We start from the raw sequence: 17,128 nt of genomic DNA, 5'->3' as shown, positions 1-17,128 counted from the left end.
ATTTTTTTATTTATTTTTTTGCGAATTTTTAAATTCTATATAACCTTCCTATTTTTCATCATGAAATATTTATCTTTGAAACGATGAATCTTTACGAACTTTTTCTCAAACCCTACGAAGCATATAACAATTTCCAGATTTTTCTAGAAGCGACTGCAGCTATTTTCGGGTTGCTGAGTGTCTATTTTTCTATCAAAAAAAATATATGGGTTTATCCTACAGGCATTGTTTCTACGGCACTTTATGTGTATATACTTTTTAATTTTGGACTTTTAGGAGATGCTATGATTAATGTGTATTATACGATTATGAGCATTTATGGCTGGATTCTTTGGTCAGCAAGTTCAGAAGATAATATCCACATAGAAGTTTCGTGGGCAAATTTTAAACAATGGCTTTTCGCGTTAGTTTTGTTTGTCTTCAGTTTAGGATTGGTTACCCTTGTTTATTATTACAAACCCGCAATTGACAATCATTTTTCTACCGAAAATGTAAATTTAGGACTGCATCATCTCGATTGGGCAAATTGGTTAGATGTATTCACCACTTCTATATTTTTAGTAGGAATGTGGTTTATGGCAAAGAGAAAAATAGAAAACTGGATTTTTTGGATGATTGGCGATTTTATTTGCATCCCAATGATGCTCTACAAAGGATTAGGAATTACTTCGGTACAATATTTGGTTTTTACGGTAATGGCTTATCTAGGATATTTAGAATGGAAAAAATCAATCAAAAAAATGTAAAAATTCTAATAATCTAAGATATATTTGCAAACTTATTCATTATTTCAACTTTAAAAATTAATGACAACACTAGATTTTTATAAATATCAAGGAACAGGAAACGATTTTGTGATGATAGACAATCGTGACTTGAGTTTCCCAAAAGATACAGAAATCATCAAAAATCTCTGCGACAGACGTTTCGGAATTGGCGGTGATGGCCTCATATTATTAGAAAATGCACCTGAAGGAGATTTCAAAACAGATTTCAAAATGGTGTATTACAATTCAGACGGAAATGAATCTACCATGTGTGGAAATGGTGGAAGATGCATTGTAGCATTTGCACATTTTTTAGACATTTTCGAAGATAAATGTACTTTTATCGCTATCGATGGAATACATGAAGCTGAAATGAATTTCGGAACGGTTAAATTGAAAATGATAGATGTAGAAAACATTAAAAACATTGATGAAGATTTTGAACTCAATACTGGTTCTCCTCATTTTGTGAAATATGTAGAAAATCTAGAAAATTTCGATGTTTACAAAAATGGTTATTCCATCAGAAATTCTGAAAGATACGCTCAAGAAGGCATCAATGTAAATTTTGTAGAAAAAACTGATGAAAATAAAATCTTCGTAAGAACTTATGAACGTGGTGTAGAAGACGAAACCTACAGTTGTGGAACTGGTGTAACTGCTTGTTCATTGGTTTACATGCTTCAAAATCATGTAGATAAAGTAGAAGTGAAAGTTCTGGGTGGCATTCTAAAAGTATACGCAGAAGAAACTGAAAACGGTTTTAAAAACGTTTGGCTAGAAGGTCCTGCAAAACAAGTTTTCAAAGGAAAAATCAATCTTTAATTCTCATCAACTTCAAATCTCAAAATAATTAAAAATTATATGAAAAAAGGATGTTCTATCATCGCTGTTATTGTGCTAATCGCTTTTCTGGTTGGCGGATACTTTGCATTTAATTTTTTGAAAAAATATAAACTCGGAAACGTAGCAAAAGAAGGCTATATTCTCGTTCCAACGGGTGCAAATTTCGAACAAGTGCTTGATTCTATTTCTCCTTATCTTAAAAATAAAGAAAGCTTCAAAGAAGTAGCGCTCAAGAAAAATCTTGACCAAAAAATTAAGCCTGGTCGTTATAAAATTGAATCAGGAACAGATAACACAGACTTGGTAAACATGATTAAGGCTGGAAACCAAACAGAAAGTAGTTTTAGAATTGGAGATTTCAATGATGTTTATCAAATGATAGGAAGAGTTTCTAGAAAAACGGAAGCAGATTCTTTAACTTTTGTAAAAGAATTCAATAAAATAGCTACAGAAAAAGGTCTTAACAATGCCGAAGACTTAAAAAAATACTTCTTTGCAGATACTTATCAATTCTTTTGGACGGTAAAACCTGCAGATTTTTTTAATAAATTCGAAAAACAATATCAAGAATTTTGGAACGAAGAAAGACTTGCCAAAGAGAGAAAACTCAACCTTTCTAGAGAAGAAATTTATGCCCTTGCTTCTATTGTTTATAAAGAATCTGGCGGTAAAACAGACGAGCAAAAAACCATCGCAGGATTATACCTTAATCGTGTAAGAAAAGGCATGAAACTACAATCTGACCCTACCGTGATTTACGCTATTAATAAAGAAAACAATTTTACTCAAGATATAAAAAGAGTACTTTACAAGCATCTTTCCTTCCCTTCTCCTTACAATACTTATGCAGTAAAAGGAATTCCACCGGGACCAATTTGCGTGGTTGACAAAAACTCTGTGGACGCTGTTCTAAACGCAGAAAATAACAATTATATTTATATGTGTGCCGACCCAAAAAGAATGGGTTATCATAAATTTACAGACAATGATGTAGAACATGCTGCTAATGCAAAAGCTTATCAAGATTGGCTAAATTCTAAAAACATTACTCAATAAATTAACAAAACTTTAACTTTTTTAGTTTTAACATAATTAAGATTTCTGCGTCTAATCCACAGAAATCTTTTTATTTATTAAACATTAAAAAAATAATCTGGAGCGAAAATTTGCTTCACAACACAAAAATTAATGAAGATGATTCAAACAGAAATTCTAAATTTAATTACCAAAAAAACATTAGGTCTAACCCTCGTTCTTTCTGTTGCAGCAATTGCTTTTGCTCAAGAAAAACAACAAATTTCAGGTAAAATTGTAGATGCGCAAAATAATCCTGTTCCCTATGCTTCTATATCATTCAGTAATAAAACTGTAAAAGAAAATGCTGCACTCTTTAGTGATGCTACATTAACGGATGACAAAGGAAGCTTTACCATCAATCTCATTCCTGGAAACTACGAAATCACCATTGATGCAGTAGATTTCAAAAAATTAGTGGTGACCAAAAGCATAGGTAAAAATCCTAATTTAGGAAATATCAAAATAGAATCTGAGCAACAAGTTACCAACGCTAAAACCAAAGATATAGAAGGTGTAACTCTTACCTCTACTGCAAAACCTTACAAAGTAGAATTAGACAAAAGAACGTATGATGTAAGTGCAGATATTACCACAAAAGGCGGAAATCTTCAAGATGTTTTACAAAATGTACCTTCAGTTTCAGTAGAAACAGACGGAACTGTTTCGATGAGAGGAAACTCTAATGTAAGATTCTTAATTAATGGTAAACCTTCTTCTATGCTAGGGATTGATGATAATGCAAATGCTCTTCAATCTATTCCTGCTGACCAAATAGAAAAAATAGAAGTGATTACCAATCCTTCATCTAAATTTGAATCTGCTGGAACTGCTGGAATTTTAAATATCATCCTTAAAAAGACCAAGAAAACTGGTTTTAATGGTAGCGTAGAAGGAACTCTTGGTTATTTACCAACTACTCGATTAAATACCAACTTAAGCTGGAGAAAAGGAAATTTAACATACTATCTAAATGGTGGCGGCAGCTATAATGAAGGAAAATTTACTTCGAGAAATGACTACGCTTTAAACACCAATGTTGTATCACCTGTTGCAGGAACACTCCTTAACTCACACCAAGAAAGTGAAACCAATAATTATAACAAATCTTACAACGTAAATACTGGTTTATCTTACGACATCACTCCGAAAACTACGATTAGTTCTTCTATCATGCTTAGAGGTTCTAACAGTAATAATGAATCTAATACTGATTATGATGAGAATATTTATAACGGTAACACGAGTGTATTACAACAAACCAATCGTAATAGTGATGGAAAGGGTGAAAACTTATCTTTTCAGGCAGATGCAGGTCTTGACCATAAAATAGACGACAAAGGTCAATTGATTTCATTTTCAGCAAGCTTCCAGACTTCAAATAATGATAGCAGTTCAGATATCAAAGAAACCACTTCTAACAATGCTACGAGCAATGATATAAGTGTTCAGAATTCTAAAAACAGAACAATTCTCTTAAAAACAGATTATGAATTACCTATTGGTGAGAAATCTAAGTTAGAGGCTGGCGCTAGATTTGATGCCAATAAAAATGATTACGACTACGAAGTTACTAGAAGTATAAATGGCGGAACAGCAGCAATTTTACCTATGTACACTAGTGTTACCAGTTATGATGAAAAAATTTCTGCTGCATATACTCAGTTTAAGAGTAAAATAAATGATAAACTTTCTTATCAATTAGGTTTAAGAGTAGAAAACACCAATATTGATTTAAGTTTTGACAGAGCAGATGGATTGAATAAGCAAGTACCAAAAGATTATACTAATGTATTTCCTACAGTTTTCTTAAGTTATGATATTTCTAAAAACAATCAATTCTTATTAAACTATACCGAGAGAATTAGAAGACCAAGATCTTTCTTCCTTATTCCGTTTATGTCCTTGAACAATAACAGAAACTTATTCGAAGGAAATCCAGATTTGAATCCATCATTAGTACATTCTTATGAATTCGGGTACAGCTTACAAAAAAATAAATTCAGTATTACTCCAACATTATACTATAGAAATACTGTAGATGATATTAAAATGTATCAAGAAAGAACTCTTGATGCAAACAATAACACCGTTATTACGACTAAACCTATAAACTTAGGAACAGAACAAACCTATGGTCTAGACCTTAATGCAAGTGTAGACATTACCAAATGGTGGAAAGTAATGGGTAATTTAGATTTATTCGGTTATAAAACTGATGGTAAATATCAAGGAATAGATTATACAGGAGATGGTTTCTCTTCTAGAGTGAGACTTACCAATACTTTCAGACCAGATAAAAATACAAGTTTCCAAATTCAATCTTTCTTTAGAGGTGGACAAAAAACTGCAAGTAACGAACAAAAAGCAATGTATGCTGTAAGTTTAGGTGCCAATAGAACCATCTGGAAAGGAAACGGTACACTAAGTTTCAATGTACAGGATATTTTCAATACCAGAGCAAGAGAAACTGCATTTACCACAGAGACGTATACCAACTCTTCTTATATGCAAATGATGCCAAGAACATTTACCGTATCATTAAGCTACAGATTTAAACAAGGAGAAAAAGTAGAAAGTCAAAAACGTAAAAAAGACATTAACAATAATGACAATGGCGGCGATGACCAAATGCCACCAATGTAATAAAAACAAAATCCGAGAAAATTTCTCGGATTTTTTTATTTATCTAACTTCGCTTTTTCAGCTTCGAAGATTCTTTTTCTTAAATCGGTGGAAGAAAATCGGTGGTCTCTCTTATTATAAAAAATTTCAATTCCTTTTTCTTCGCAATATTGCTTTCCTGTGAAATCTTTGTCTTTATATTCGTCACCAATAATTCTCACATCAATCACAAAAGACCTTAAAATATCCTCTAAATCCTGCTCTGTATAATATGGAACGATTTCATCTACTGCATTCACAGCTTTTAGCTGAATATAGCGTTCTACAACCGTTTGAGTAGGTTTATTTTTAGTAGGTCTATCATAAGCTGGGTCTAATTGTAGCCCAACAATCAAATAATCACAAACCGTTTTTGCTTCTTCTAGCATCTTGATATGACCTGCATGAAGCAAATCAAAAGATGAAAAAGTAATTCCTATTTTTTGAGTTTTCATAGTATTTTATTTTTCTCTGGTTTCTAAATATTTCTGCCATTGCCAAACCGTTCTGAGTGCTTCTTCCAATGAAGTTTCAGATTTCCAACCGAGTTCTTTTTCGGCTTTATCAGCATTCGCATAAGCGATGGTAATATCTCCAGCTCTTCTTTCACAAATTTGGTAAGGAACCGCTACATCATTGGCTTTTTCAAAAGCATGAACTACTTCTAAAACAGAACTTCCTTTTCCTGTTCCTAAATTGTAAATATCTATAACTGTGTTAGAATTTTCAGAAATTAACTTTTGTAGAGCTTTTAAATGCGCTTTTGCCAAATCTACTACATAAATATAATCTCTAATCGCTGTTCCATCTTCTGTAGGATAATCATCTCCCCAAACAGAAAGTTTCTCACGAACTCCAGCTGCGGTTTGCATCACATAAGGAACCAAATTATTCGGAATTCCGATAGGCAGTTCACCTAGTTTTGCAGAAGGATGCGCCCCAATTGGATTGAAATACCTCAACAAAGTCACTCTTTTGTGATGAGCGGTTGCAAAATCTTTTAGAATTTCTTCGCCCATTTGTTTGGTTTTCCCGTATGAAGATTCTGGCAATTTCAGTGGTGTGCTTTCATCGATTGGCATTTTATCCGCTTGTCCGTAAACCGTACAACTAGAGCTAAAAATGAAATTAGAAATATTTCTTTCTTTCATTTCTTGCAAAAGATTTAGGAGCGAAAACAGATTATTTTCATAATAATCAATTGGTTTTACTTGAGATTCCCCCACTGCTTTATACGCTGCAAAATGAATACAACCTTCGATTTGATGAGCATCAAAAACTTGTTTCAATAATTCCTTTCTTTTTAAATCAAAAGGATAGAAAATGGGCTTTTTGCCCGTGATTTCTTCAATATTTTTAAGGATAAATTTTTCGGTATTGGATAAATCATCGATGATGACTACTTCAAAATTATTTTGGAGCAGTTCTACCACAGTATGAGAGCCAATATATCCTAATCCGCCTGTTACGAGTATTGTCATGATTATTTTGTTATGCTTTCAGAATTCTAATTAGATTTATTTCATAAACTCTAAAACAGAATCTGTGATTAATTTCAATTGATCTTCATCTAATTCTGTATGCATTGGCAAAGAAATCACTTGATCTAATAATTTATCTGTGTTAACAAAATCTGCATCATTAGACTCTTGGTAATATGCTTTTTGTTTTCTCAAAGCCACTGGGTAATAAATCATCGCTGGAATTTCTTTTTCTGCTAAAAACGCTTGTAATTCGTTTCTTTTTCCGTTTAAAATCCTAAGTGTATATTGATGGAAAACGTGTGTAGAGTTTTCAGCTCTTTTAGGTGTTAAAATATTTGGATGATTCGCAAAAGCTTTGTCATAATAATCTGCAGCACTTCTTCTTGCAGCATTATAAGAATCTAAAAGTGGAAGTTTCACTCTTAAAACTGCAGCTTGAACACTGTCTAATCTAGAATTTACGCCTACTTCATCGTGATAATAACGCTTGTACATTCCGTGGTTTACAATTCCACGCATTTTATAAGCCAACTCATCATCATTGGTAAAAATAGCACCACCATCTCCGTAACAACCTAAATTTTTAGATGGGAAGAAACTTGTGGTTCCAATAGTTCCCATAGTTCCAGATTTTTTTACTGTACCATCAGAAAACGTGTAATCTGCACCAATTCCTTGACAATTGTCTTCTACTACGAATAAACTGTGTTCTTTTGCTACCTCTAAAACTGCTTCCATATTGGCACACTGTCCAAATAAATGTACAGGAATAATCGCTTTCGTTTTTGGGGTAATCGCAGCTTTTAATTTTTCAATATCAATATTGAAAGTATCATAATCTACATCTACTAAAACTGATTTTAATTTTAAAAGATGAACAACTTCTACAGTTGCTGCAAAAGTAAAATCTGCTGTGATTACCTCATCACCAGGTTGTAAATCTAGCGCCATCAGAGCTATTTGTAAAGCATCTGTACCATTAGCACAAGGTATTACGTGTTTTACACCAAGATAGTGTTCTAATTCTTTTTGAAAATTCTGAACTTCTGGACCATTGATGAATTGTGCACTTTGCATCACGTTTAGCACTTTTTCATCAACTTCATTTTTTATTTTTTGATACTGACTTTGTAAGTCAACCATTTGGATTTTTTTCATTTCTAAAAATTTTAGCAAAAATACGGAATTTGTAAGGAAAAATAAGTGAATTTTTTAAAATACATATTATCAAAATATTATAAATTCGTAGAAAATTTAAAACGATGAAAAAATTTATTTATTTGTATTTTTTATTCTTTTTTAGTTTTACTTTCTCTCAAACTGAATTAGTATTTGTTTATTTCAAAGATAAACCAAATGCAACAGTTTTTTTAGCCAATCCTCTTTCTGAATTATCTCAAAAAGCAATTGACAGAAGAAGCAATCTAGGGATTTCTATTACCGCTCAAGATGCACCTATAGAGAATACGTATATTCAGAATATTAAAAATTTAGGTTTTACCGTTACCGATCAATCAAAATGGCTAAATGGTGTAGCTGTAAACGCTACCGCAGCTCAAATTACACAATTACAAGCTGAACCTTATGTGTTAAAAGTAGAAAGTTTTGTAAAAAGCAACCCATCTGGTAAAATTTCTAAAAAAGAAAAATTTCAAAAAAATTTATCTGCAAAAATTAACTTTAATTACGGAAATTCTTTAGCTCAAATAGAACAAATAAACCTGAGAACACTTCATGTACAAGGTTTTACAGGCGCAGGAGTTTCCATTGCAGTAATAGATACAGGTTTTCCTACGGTAAATACAGGTTCTGCATTTGCAAGAATGAGGAATAATGGGCAAATAAAAGATGTTTATAATTTTATTTCAAAAAATAATGATGTTTATAATACATCTCTCAACTATCATGGAAGCAATTGCCTAGGAATTATCGGTGGGTATATAGATGGAAGTTTTGTAGGTTCTGCTCCTGATGCAAATTTTTATCTCTACGCTACAGAAGTAGGAGATAAAGAAATTCCTGAAGAGGAACTGTATTGGATAGAAGCCGCTGAAGAAGCAGATAGAAAAGGAGTAGACATTATTTCTACCTCTTTAGGGTATGGAAACTTCTTTGATGATGCTAGATATAACTACTCTTATTCTCAAATGAATGGTACTACATCATTTATTGCAAGAGCAGCACAAATTGCCGCAGAAAAAGGTATAATTGTAGTAGTAGCTGCAGGCAATGAAGGAGACAAAACTTGGAGATACATCGTTACCCCCGCAGATAATGAAAAAGTCTTTACTATAGGAGGCGTAGATAGTACTGGAAACCCATCAGTTTTTACTTCTCTTGGGCCAAACTCTGCAGGAAAGGTTAAACCAGACGCATCAGCCAGAGCAACAGGCACTTATTATGCATTTAACAATGGTTTTTCATCAGGAAATGGAACGTCTTACGCTACTCCACTTTCAGCTGGCGGTTTTGCATGCCTATTACAAGCGGTACCAAGTTCCACCGATAGAGAACTATTGAAAAACAGCCTAAGATATACTGCCTCACTAGCTCCTAGCTACACTGACCAGTTGGGATATGGGATTTTAAATTTTGGACAAGTTCTTTCGTCTTTCCTAAAAACAAATGAATCTACTCCCAAAAATAAAATATCCATATATCCTATTCCTGCAAAACAAGAAATCAACATTTCTTCTACTGAAAAAATTGAAGACATATCTGTTTATAATGGTTTAGGTCAGTTTTTATTTAAAAGTAAACTTAATAAAATCAATATAGAGAAATTAGAAAAAGGACTTTATTTCTTGAAGATTAAAACCAATACTTCTGAAACCGTAGAAAAATTTATAAAAGAATAATAAAAAAGCCTTCAGGATTTTCTGAAGGCTTACTTTTTATTTGATTCTTTATGCTGAATTTCTACTCGCATTAATATTACCAAAAAGTGATCGAGTAACCAATTTTTCGAGTACTTCTCTATCATCTTCGTTTTTCTGTAATTTCATGAGCGCATACTGCTGAATGCTTAACAACGGAAGAACTATTTTTTCTCTAATTTTTACGGATTTTCTTCCTACAGGTTCTTCTTCCATTAAACTATGAAAACCTGTAATTTCGAACATCATCTCTTTAGACAATTCATACTCACTAAACAAAACTTGCCAAAACGCCCCGAATTTAGGATGATTTTTCATGTAATACGTAAGCGGAAAATAAGATTTATTCATCGCCATCATAGAATTAAGCACCAATGTTTTAAAGAAATCAGAATTTCTAAATAAATCTTTTACTTCTTCTATTCTACTTTCGTCTTTTAATTTTTTAATTGCAGTTCCAAAACCAAAAAATCCTGGTACATTTTGCTTCAGTTGGCTCCAACTTCCCACAAACGGGATGGCTCTTAAATCCTCGAATTTCAATTCATTTCCTGCGCCACGTTTACTAGGTCTGCTTCCTATGTTGGTTTTACCATAATATTGAAGCGTACTTATTTCTTGCAAGTAAGGCACAAATAGTGGATTTTCTTTTAAATCAACATATTTTACATAACTCAATTCTGCCAATTCTTCGATTAAAGTTCTTTCTTTTTCGGTTAAATCTTTTTTATGGTTTTTAAAAACTTCATTCTCGATTCCAGCAGTCAAAAGTTGCTCAAAATTATATTTTGCTTGATCTTTATTTCCAAACACCGAAGTAATGGTTTGACCTTGAATGGTTAATTCTATCTTGTTATTGGCAATTGTTTTGCCTTGACTTGCATAGAACTGGTGCGTTTTACCACCACCACGAGCTGGAGGGCCTCCTCTACCGTCAAAGAAAATCACTTTTACATCATTCTCTTCAGAAACTTTAGAAAGTCTCTCTTTTGTGGCATAAATTTCCCAATTGGCTTTTAAATAACCACCATCTTTGGTTCCATCAGAAAAGCCAAGCATAATTGTCTGCTCGTTTTTTCTCTTCGCCAAATGTTTTTGATAAACTGCATCATTATATAAATCCTGCATCACTTTTTCTGCATTGGCAAGTCCTTCCATGGTTTCAAAAAGCGGAACAATATCTATGTTGATGTCTTCATCTTCATAACCACAAACTTTGAACAAAGCGAAAACATTCATCACATCTTCTACCGTATCAGAATTAGAAATTATGTAACGGTGCATCCCTCTTTCGCCATTATTGGTCTGAATTTCTTTAACATTGATGACACTTTTCAGCGTTTCTCTAATGATTTCATCTTCGAAATCATTCGGATTAGCCAGAATATGTTCAGAAATCAAGATATTTACTTTTTCAGAATTGGTAAGCTCTGCCACATTTTGCTTAGAATATTTTGCCACCAATTCATCTATCACTTTTTGGTGAATTCTGCTATCTTGACGAATATCCAAAGTTGCAAAGTGAGTTCCAAAAATCTTAACTCGGTCTCTGTAATCTACCAATATATTGGTAAAAAGTCCATTATGCTGAGTTTTCAGAATATTTTCAGCTTCTGATAAATATTTTAAAATCGTTTCACTTGAAATAGAATTTTCATTTTTGAAAATATTATTGTACAATTCATTGCTTAGTTTTTCTAAAACTTCTGAAACCCCTCTGAAACTTAATCTTCTCCTTAAATCTTTTAAATGATTGTAATAATTTTTGAGAATAGAATTTCTGAGTTCATTGGCAACTTTTAGCGTAACATCTGCCGTCACAAAAGGATTACCATCTCTGTCTCCTCCTGGCCAAAAACCTAATTGAAAAACGTCTTGATGAATATCAAAATGTTCACTTCCGAAAGATTGTTTCAGTTTTTTATACAATTCGCCAATTGTGTCATAATACACATATCTCAAGTAAAAAATAATGCTTAATGCTTCATCTAGCGGAGTTGGTCTCTCTTTATTTACAAAAGGAGTTTTCCCTAACTGCTGAAGTAAAAGATCTATTTCATTGATATCATCTTTTAAAATAGCAGAACGTAAATCATGCAAAATTCTTTGTACAGCATTCGGATAAAACTGTGTAGGGTGCGCTGTAAAAACAACTTTTACGGCAAAATCTTTTAACTTTTCTCTAACTTTTCCTAATTTATGCTCTTGCAAAGCTCTTTCATGCAACTGCATTACTGTTCCCGCATCACTTTCTGAGTGCAACTGTTGAAAAGCTGCATCTTCTATACTGTCAAAAAGTACTACTTGTCTTTCGATGTATTGAATAATCTTAAAAAGCAGTTCCTGCTTCTGTTCTTCTGTAGTAACTTCTGTATGTTTCCTGAAGAATTCTTCAACAATTTCTTCTGGAGATTTTCCTTCTTCATAACCATCTCTACTTTCTTCATAAAGAAATGGTAAAAGCATTCCGATGTTGGTCATTTTATCATACGGAAGACTCATAAACAGGCTGTTATAAATCTGAAATTTATTTTCTACAACCTGACGAAATTTTTCTAAACGGGCTTCATTAATCATGAAACAAAGGTATTAAAAACTCTTTATTTATAGCATATTATTGAAATTTTCAATCTTAAATTTTTATTAATTTTCATCACTTTCGGAATCTTATTTCGTAATTTTGGAAAAAAATTTATTGATATGTTAAATTTTGAATTTAAAAATCCTACAAAAATTATTTTCGGTAAAGGCGAAATCGCTAAAATTTCTAGAGAAATTCCGAAAACAGAAAAAATATTAGTGCTTTACGGAGGCGGAAGCATTAAAACCAATGGTGTTTACGATCAAGTAAAAGCAGCATTAGAAGGTTACAACTGGGAAGAATTCGGAGGAATTCCTGCAAACCCAGAATACGAAGTTTTATTAGAAGCCTTAAAAATCATCAAAGAAAAAAATATCACTTACATGTTAGCAGTAGGTGGTGGTTCTGTAATTGACGGGGTAAAATTCCTTTCTGCTGCAGCTAATTACGAAGGAGAACCATGGGAAATTCTACAAAAAGGAATTAGAACCGAAGAAGGAAAAGGTTTACCATTTGCTTCTGTACTTACGCTTCCTGCAACAGGTTCTGAAATGAATTCTGGCGCAGTAGTTTCCAGAAGAGAAATAGGTCAGAAATTAGGAATGGGAGGTCCTGGCTTATTCCCTCAATTTTCAATTTTAGACCCAGAAGTGATTCGTTCAATCCCTAAAAAACAAATTGCAAACGGTATTACAGATGCTTACACTCACGTTTTAGAGCAATATATGACCGTGAAAACTTCTGCTACTTTACAAGACCGTTTTGCTGAAAGCATTTTACAAACTTTACAAGAAATTGCTCCAAAAATGATGGAAGAAGAATTCGATTATGATTCAGCGGCTAATTTTATGTGGAGTTGTACCATGGCTTTAAACGGATTGATTCAAAAAGGAGTCATTTCTGACTGGGCAATTCACGGGATTGGTCATGAATTAACCGCTCAATTTGGTATAGACCACGCCAGAACTTTAGCCATTATTGCATCTTCTCATTACCGTTATAATTTTGATGCTAAAAAAGAAAAATTAGCACAATATGCAGAAAGAGTTTGGAATGTAACAGAAGGCACTACTGAAGAAAAAGCGCTGAAAGGAATAGAAAAAATGGAAGCTTTCTTCCAAAGTTTAGGTATAAAAACCAAATTATCAGAGTATACCGAAAACTACCAAGGAACAGCAGAAAAAATTCAAGAAGCTTTCATAGCTAGAAACTGGTTAGCAATTGGTGAAAAAGGTATTGTAAAACCTGAAGATGCTAAAAAAATAGTAGAAATGGCGTACTAATGAACTCGTTCATTATATGCTCAAAATAACTTTCACAAAATCACAGAGAATTCTGTGATTTTTTTTTTATTTTTGAAAAAAAGTAAAAATGAATGCATTAGCAGAGAATAAGACCGTTTTAGCACACAATGATTTCTTCGAAATTCTGAGAAATGTAGAATACAAACGTTTAGATACACACAAACAAGTTTATCTAGATTTTACAGGAGGAAATCTCTATGCTAAATCACAGATTTTGGAACATCAAGATTTGCTTATCAATAATATTCTCGGCAATCCGCATTCTACCAATCCTACATCTCAATTGTCTACAAAATTGGTAGAAGAAGCGAGACAAAAGGTAATTGACTACTTCAATGCGGAAGATTACTACTGCATTTTTACACAAAACGCTTCTAATGCATTGAAAATTGTAGGAGAATCTTATCCATTCAACGAAAAATCACATTTCTTACTTCTTGCAGACAACCATAATTCAGTAAATGGAATTCGTCAGTTTTGTCTATCAAAAGGTGGAAAAGTAACTTACGCTCCTATTTATTATCAGGATTTAAGAATGGATGAAAAATTCGTGATGGAAAAACTTCAAGAATCTGAAAATTTTGAAAATAAACTCTTCGCATTTCCTGCTCAGTCAAATGTTTCTGGAGTGAAACACGATTTGTCTTGGATTAAAAAAGCACAAGATTTAGGTTGGGATGTTTTACTAGATGCAGCAGCATTTGTACCAACGAATCAATTGGATTTAAAGGAAGTGAAACCAGATTTTGTTTGTGTTTCTTTTTATAAAATTTTTGGCTATCCTACAGGAATTGGTTGCCTTCTGGTGAATAAAAAAAAGTTTAAAAAACTACAAAAACCGTGGTTTGCAGGTGGAACCGTAAGTTTGGTTTCGGTGAATGCTATTCATCATTTCTTGATTAATAACCATGAGAGATTCGAAGATGGAACGCTCAATTATTTAGACATTCCTGCGGTAAAAATTGGTTTAGATTACATTGAAAATATAGGAATACAACGCATTAATGAACGTGTAGCTTCTCTCAGAAAATATTTATTCGAAAATTTAGAAAGTTTACAACACGATAATGGTAGAAAACTGATTCAGATTTTCGGGCCAAAAGACCATCAAAATCTTGGAGGAACCATTATTTTAGGGTTTTACAACCAAGAAGGCGTTCGTTATGAATTCGAGCAAATAGAAGAAATGGCGAATCAGCATAACATTTCACTTCGTTCAGGCTGTTTCTGTAATCCAGGCATTGATGAAGTCAACAACTGCCTAACAGACAGTGAATTAGCAACCTACTACTCTTCTCACGAACAAGGAGATTACAAAGACATGATTAAATTTTTAGGAAAAATGCGTGGCGCAACCAGAATTTCTGTAGGAATTGCCACTACTAAAAATGATATTGATAAACTGATGAATTTCATGAGAGAATTGCTCAATAAGTAATTTAGGTTTCCCTAAATTTGAAAAGTTTATCCTAATATTTTTATCATGAAGAATTTTCTTAAAATTTCATTCCTCTTTTTTGTATTTATTTTTGGTAGTCTATTTGCTCAAAAAGCAGATTTTTATGACGACATTCAACATTTTAAAAAATTAGATTCAGAAAAAACACCACCAAAAGACGCTATACTTTTCTTAGGAAGTTCATCTTTTACCATGTGGAAAGACGTAGCAGATTATTTTCCTGATAAAACCATCATCAATAGAGCTTTTGGAGGTTCTAGATTGCTTAATCTAAATTACTATTCCGAAGATTTACTGAATCCTTATCAACCGAAACAGGTGGTTATCTATTGCGGCGAAAATGACATTGCACATGATGAAAAACCTTCTGCAAATGACGTATTTAAAAGATTTAAACAATTTTATAAAACGGTAAGAGCTCATTATCCTGAAGCAAATATCGTTTATGTTTCCATCAAATATTCGCCAAGTAGAGAACAATATTGGCCAACCATGAAGCAAGTGAATAAAAAAATTAAAAACTTCATGAATACTAAGAAAAATGCAGGATTTATAGACGTTACTAAAGCTATGAATGATGAAAAGGGCAACGTAAGAAAAGACATTTACTTAGAAGACATGCTGCACATGAAACCTGAAGGCTATAGAATCTGGACCAAAGTGATGTATCCTTATTTAAGATAAAAAAAACGCTCCGAAATTCGGAGCGGTTTTTTTTATTATTTCTTCTTTCTCTTCGCTATAGATTTTGCTTTAGCTTGAGCTCTGTTTCCCGGTTTGGTTTTGGGTGGTTTTCTTTTGCTGGGTCCACCAAGATTCACTTTCTTATTTTTGTCTTTTTTCTCGTGGAAAGCAGATCCCGGTTCAATTTTCTTATACTGAACTGGATTTTTCATCACTACAACTTCTTTTTCTGATGCAATTTTCACCTCAGAAACTTTCACTTCTTCTGGAAACTCTATTCTTTTCACTTCCTTGTTCATAAACATTTCTAGTTCTATGAAACGTTCTTCTTCTTTTGGCGTATAAAAAGAAATCGCAATTCCGTCTTTATCTGCTCTACCCGTTCTACCAATTCTGTGAATATATTGCTCCTGAATTTCTGGAATTTCAAAGTTAAAAACGTGAGAAACATCTGGTATATCAAGACCTCTCGCCATTACATCAGTGGTGATAATTCCTCTCAATTCATTGTCTGAGAAAGATTTCATCGTTCTCAATCTGAAATTTTGAGATTTATTCGAGTGAATAACCCCAAATTCTCCAGGAAATTCTTCGTCTATTTTATTAAAAATTAAATCGGCGTGTCTCTTATTATTAGCAAAAATTAGAATTTTTTCAAATTCATCTTGCGTTCTTAAAAGGTGAACCAATAGATTTAATTTGGTATTAAAATTCTTTACAGGAATAGCAGATTGAGCTATTTTTTCGAGTGGAGTTCCGCTTCTTGCTAAAGAAATTTCTTGTGGATTTTTGAAATATTCGTCTAGCATGGCATCTACATCATCTGTCATGGTTGCAGAGAAAAGAATGTTTTGTCTGCGCTCACTCATCATCGTGAAAATATCTTCTAACTGTCTTCTGAAACCCAATGAAAGCATCTCATCAAACTCATCTATAATCAGTTTTTTCAAATCTTTCAAGTTCAAAACAGCATCTTTCATCAAATCCATTACTCTTCCAGGAGTTCCCACCAAAATATCTACACCTTCGTAAACCAAAAGTTTCTGAGTATTGATATTTACACCTCCATAAACGCCTAAAACTCTTGTTGACATATCTTCTGTCAGTTTTTCTACAACTTCGGCAACTTGCACCACCAATTCACGTGTAGGAACAAGAATAAGTACCGTTGGACTTCCGTTTTTATTGTATTTCCAAGTTTTAAGAACTGGAAGAAGATAAGCTAATGTTTTACCGGTTCCGGTTTGTGCAATTCCCATTACGTCTTTTCCAGACATAATTGGCGAAAAAGATTTCAGCTGAATAGGTGTTGGCTCAGAAATTCCTAATTTTTCTAGAGCACTGTTGAGTTGTTTTGGCAAATCAAAATCTGCAAATGATACTTTCATT

General features: G+C 32.9%; 13 protein-coding genes. 8 read left to right on the top strand and 5 right to left on the bottom strand.

The window, feature by feature from the left end:
- Window positions 1-83: 83 nt before the first annotated feature.
- The 4 genes from pnuC (at window position 84) to N7277_RS08345 (ending at window position 5,333) form a co-directional block, all read left to right on the top strand.
- Complete coding sequence (pnuC, locus tag N7277_RS08360) at window positions 84-746, top strand: nicotinamide riboside transporter PnuC (RefSeq protein ID WP_274779111.1); 663 nt, start codon at window positions 84-86, stop codon at window positions 744-746.
- 60 nt (window positions 747-806) lie between these two features.
- The gene (gene dapF, locus N7277_RS08355; protein WP_274779110.1) at window positions 807-1,592 is read left to right on the top strand and encodes a diaminopimelate epimerase; all 786 of its coding nucleotides are present in this window, start codon (window positions 807-809) and stop codon (window positions 1,590-1,592) included.
- 39 nt (window positions 1,593-1,631) lie between these two features.
- Window positions 1,632-2,669, top strand: a complete 1,038-nt coding sequence (mltG, locus tag N7277_RS08350) for an endolytic transglycosylase MltG (protein WP_274779109.1) — start codon at window positions 1,632-1,634, stop codon at window positions 2,667-2,669.
- A gap of 138 nt (window positions 2,670-2,807) precedes the next feature.
- On the top strand, window positions 2,808-5,333 hold the full coding sequence (locus N7277_RS08345) for a TonB-dependent receptor domain-containing protein (RefSeq protein WP_446715105.1): 2,526 nt from the start codon (window positions 2,808-2,810) through the stop codon (window positions 5,331-5,333).
- 35 nt (window positions 5,334-5,368) lie between these two features.
- On the opposite strand, the gene N7277_RS08340 is transcribed toward N7277_RS08345, so the two are convergent.
- Genes N7277_RS08340 through N7277_RS08330 form a run of 3 tightly spaced genes read right to left on the bottom strand, consistent with a single transcriptional unit; the run spans window position 5,369 to window position 7,993 of the window.
- A complete protein-coding gene (locus N7277_RS08340; RefSeq protein WP_274779107.1) occupies window positions 5,369-5,806 on the bottom strand; it encodes an adenylyltransferase/cytidyltransferase family protein in 438 nt (145 codons plus the stop codon).
- Between the two features lie 6 nt (window positions 5,807-5,812).
- Complete coding sequence (galE, locus tag N7277_RS08335; protein WP_274779106.1) at window positions 5,813-6,832, bottom strand: UDP-glucose 4-epimerase GalE; 1,020 nt, start codon at window positions 6,830-6,832, stop codon at window positions 5,813-5,815.
- 36 nt (window positions 6,833-6,868) lie between these two features.
- A complete protein-coding gene (locus tag N7277_RS08330) occupies window positions 6,869-7,993 on the bottom strand; it encodes a DegT/DnrJ/EryC1/StrS family aminotransferase (protein ID WP_274779105.1) in 1,125 nt (374 codons plus the stop codon).
- Window positions 7,994-8,097: 104 nt separating this feature from the next.
- On the opposite strand from N7277_RS08330, the gene N7277_RS08325 reads away from it, so the two are divergent.
- The gene (locus N7277_RS08325; protein ID WP_274779104.1) at window positions 8,098-9,693 is read left to right on the top strand and encodes a S8/S53 family peptidase; all 1,596 of its coding nucleotides are present in this window, start codon (window positions 8,098-8,100) and stop codon (window positions 9,691-9,693) included.
- A 48-nt stretch (window positions 9,694-9,741) separates the two neighbouring features.
- On the opposite strand, the gene N7277_RS08320 is transcribed toward N7277_RS08325, so the two are convergent.
- A complete protein-coding gene (locus tag N7277_RS08320; RefSeq protein WP_274779103.1) occupies window positions 9,742-12,288 on the bottom strand; it encodes a phosphoenolpyruvate carboxylase in 2,547 nt (848 codons plus the stop codon).
- 123 nt (window positions 12,289-12,411) lie between these two features.
- On the opposite strand from N7277_RS08320, the gene N7277_RS08315 reads away from it, so the two are divergent.
- The 3 genes from N7277_RS08315 to N7277_RS08305 all read left to right on the top strand — a co-directional run bounded on the left by N7277_RS08315 (window position 12,412) and on the right by N7277_RS08305 (window position 15,739).
- The gene (locus N7277_RS08315; RefSeq protein WP_274779102.1) at window positions 12,412-13,575 is read left to right on the top strand and encodes an iron-containing alcohol dehydrogenase; all 1,164 of its coding nucleotides are present in this window, start codon (window positions 12,412-12,414) and stop codon (window positions 13,573-13,575) included.
- Between the two features lie 88 nt (window positions 13,576-13,663).
- The gene (locus N7277_RS08310; RefSeq protein ID WP_274779101.1) at window positions 13,664-15,034 is read left to right on the top strand and encodes an aminotransferase class V-fold PLP-dependent enzyme; all 1,371 of its coding nucleotides are present in this window, start codon (window positions 13,664-13,666) and stop codon (window positions 15,032-15,034) included.
- A gap of 45 nt (window positions 15,035-15,079) precedes the next feature.
- Window positions 15,080-15,739, top strand: a complete 660-nt coding sequence (locus N7277_RS08305; protein ID WP_274779100.1) for a GDSL-type esterase/lipase family protein — start codon at window positions 15,080-15,082, stop codon at window positions 15,737-15,739.
- A gap of 35 nt (window positions 15,740-15,774) precedes the next feature.
- On the opposite strand, the gene N7277_RS08300 is transcribed toward N7277_RS08305, so the two are convergent.
- Window positions 15,775-17,127 carry a DEAD/DEAH box helicase gene (locus N7277_RS08300; protein ID WP_274779099.1) on the bottom strand — a complete coding sequence of 451 codons (1,353 nt, stop codon included), beginning with the start codon at window positions 17,125-17,127 and terminating at the stop codon, window positions 15,775-15,777.
- Window position 17,128 lies beyond the last annotated feature (1 nt).

The organism is Cloacibacterium sp. TD35, from assembly GCF_028864635.1.
In the GTDB taxonomy this organism is placed as follows: Bacteria; Bacteroidota; Bacteroidia; order Flavobacteriales; family Weeksellaceae; genus Cloacibacterium.
The sequence above is the reverse complement of the archived record's forward strand: the minus strand, read 5'-3'. Positions and strand labels throughout refer to the sequence as shown.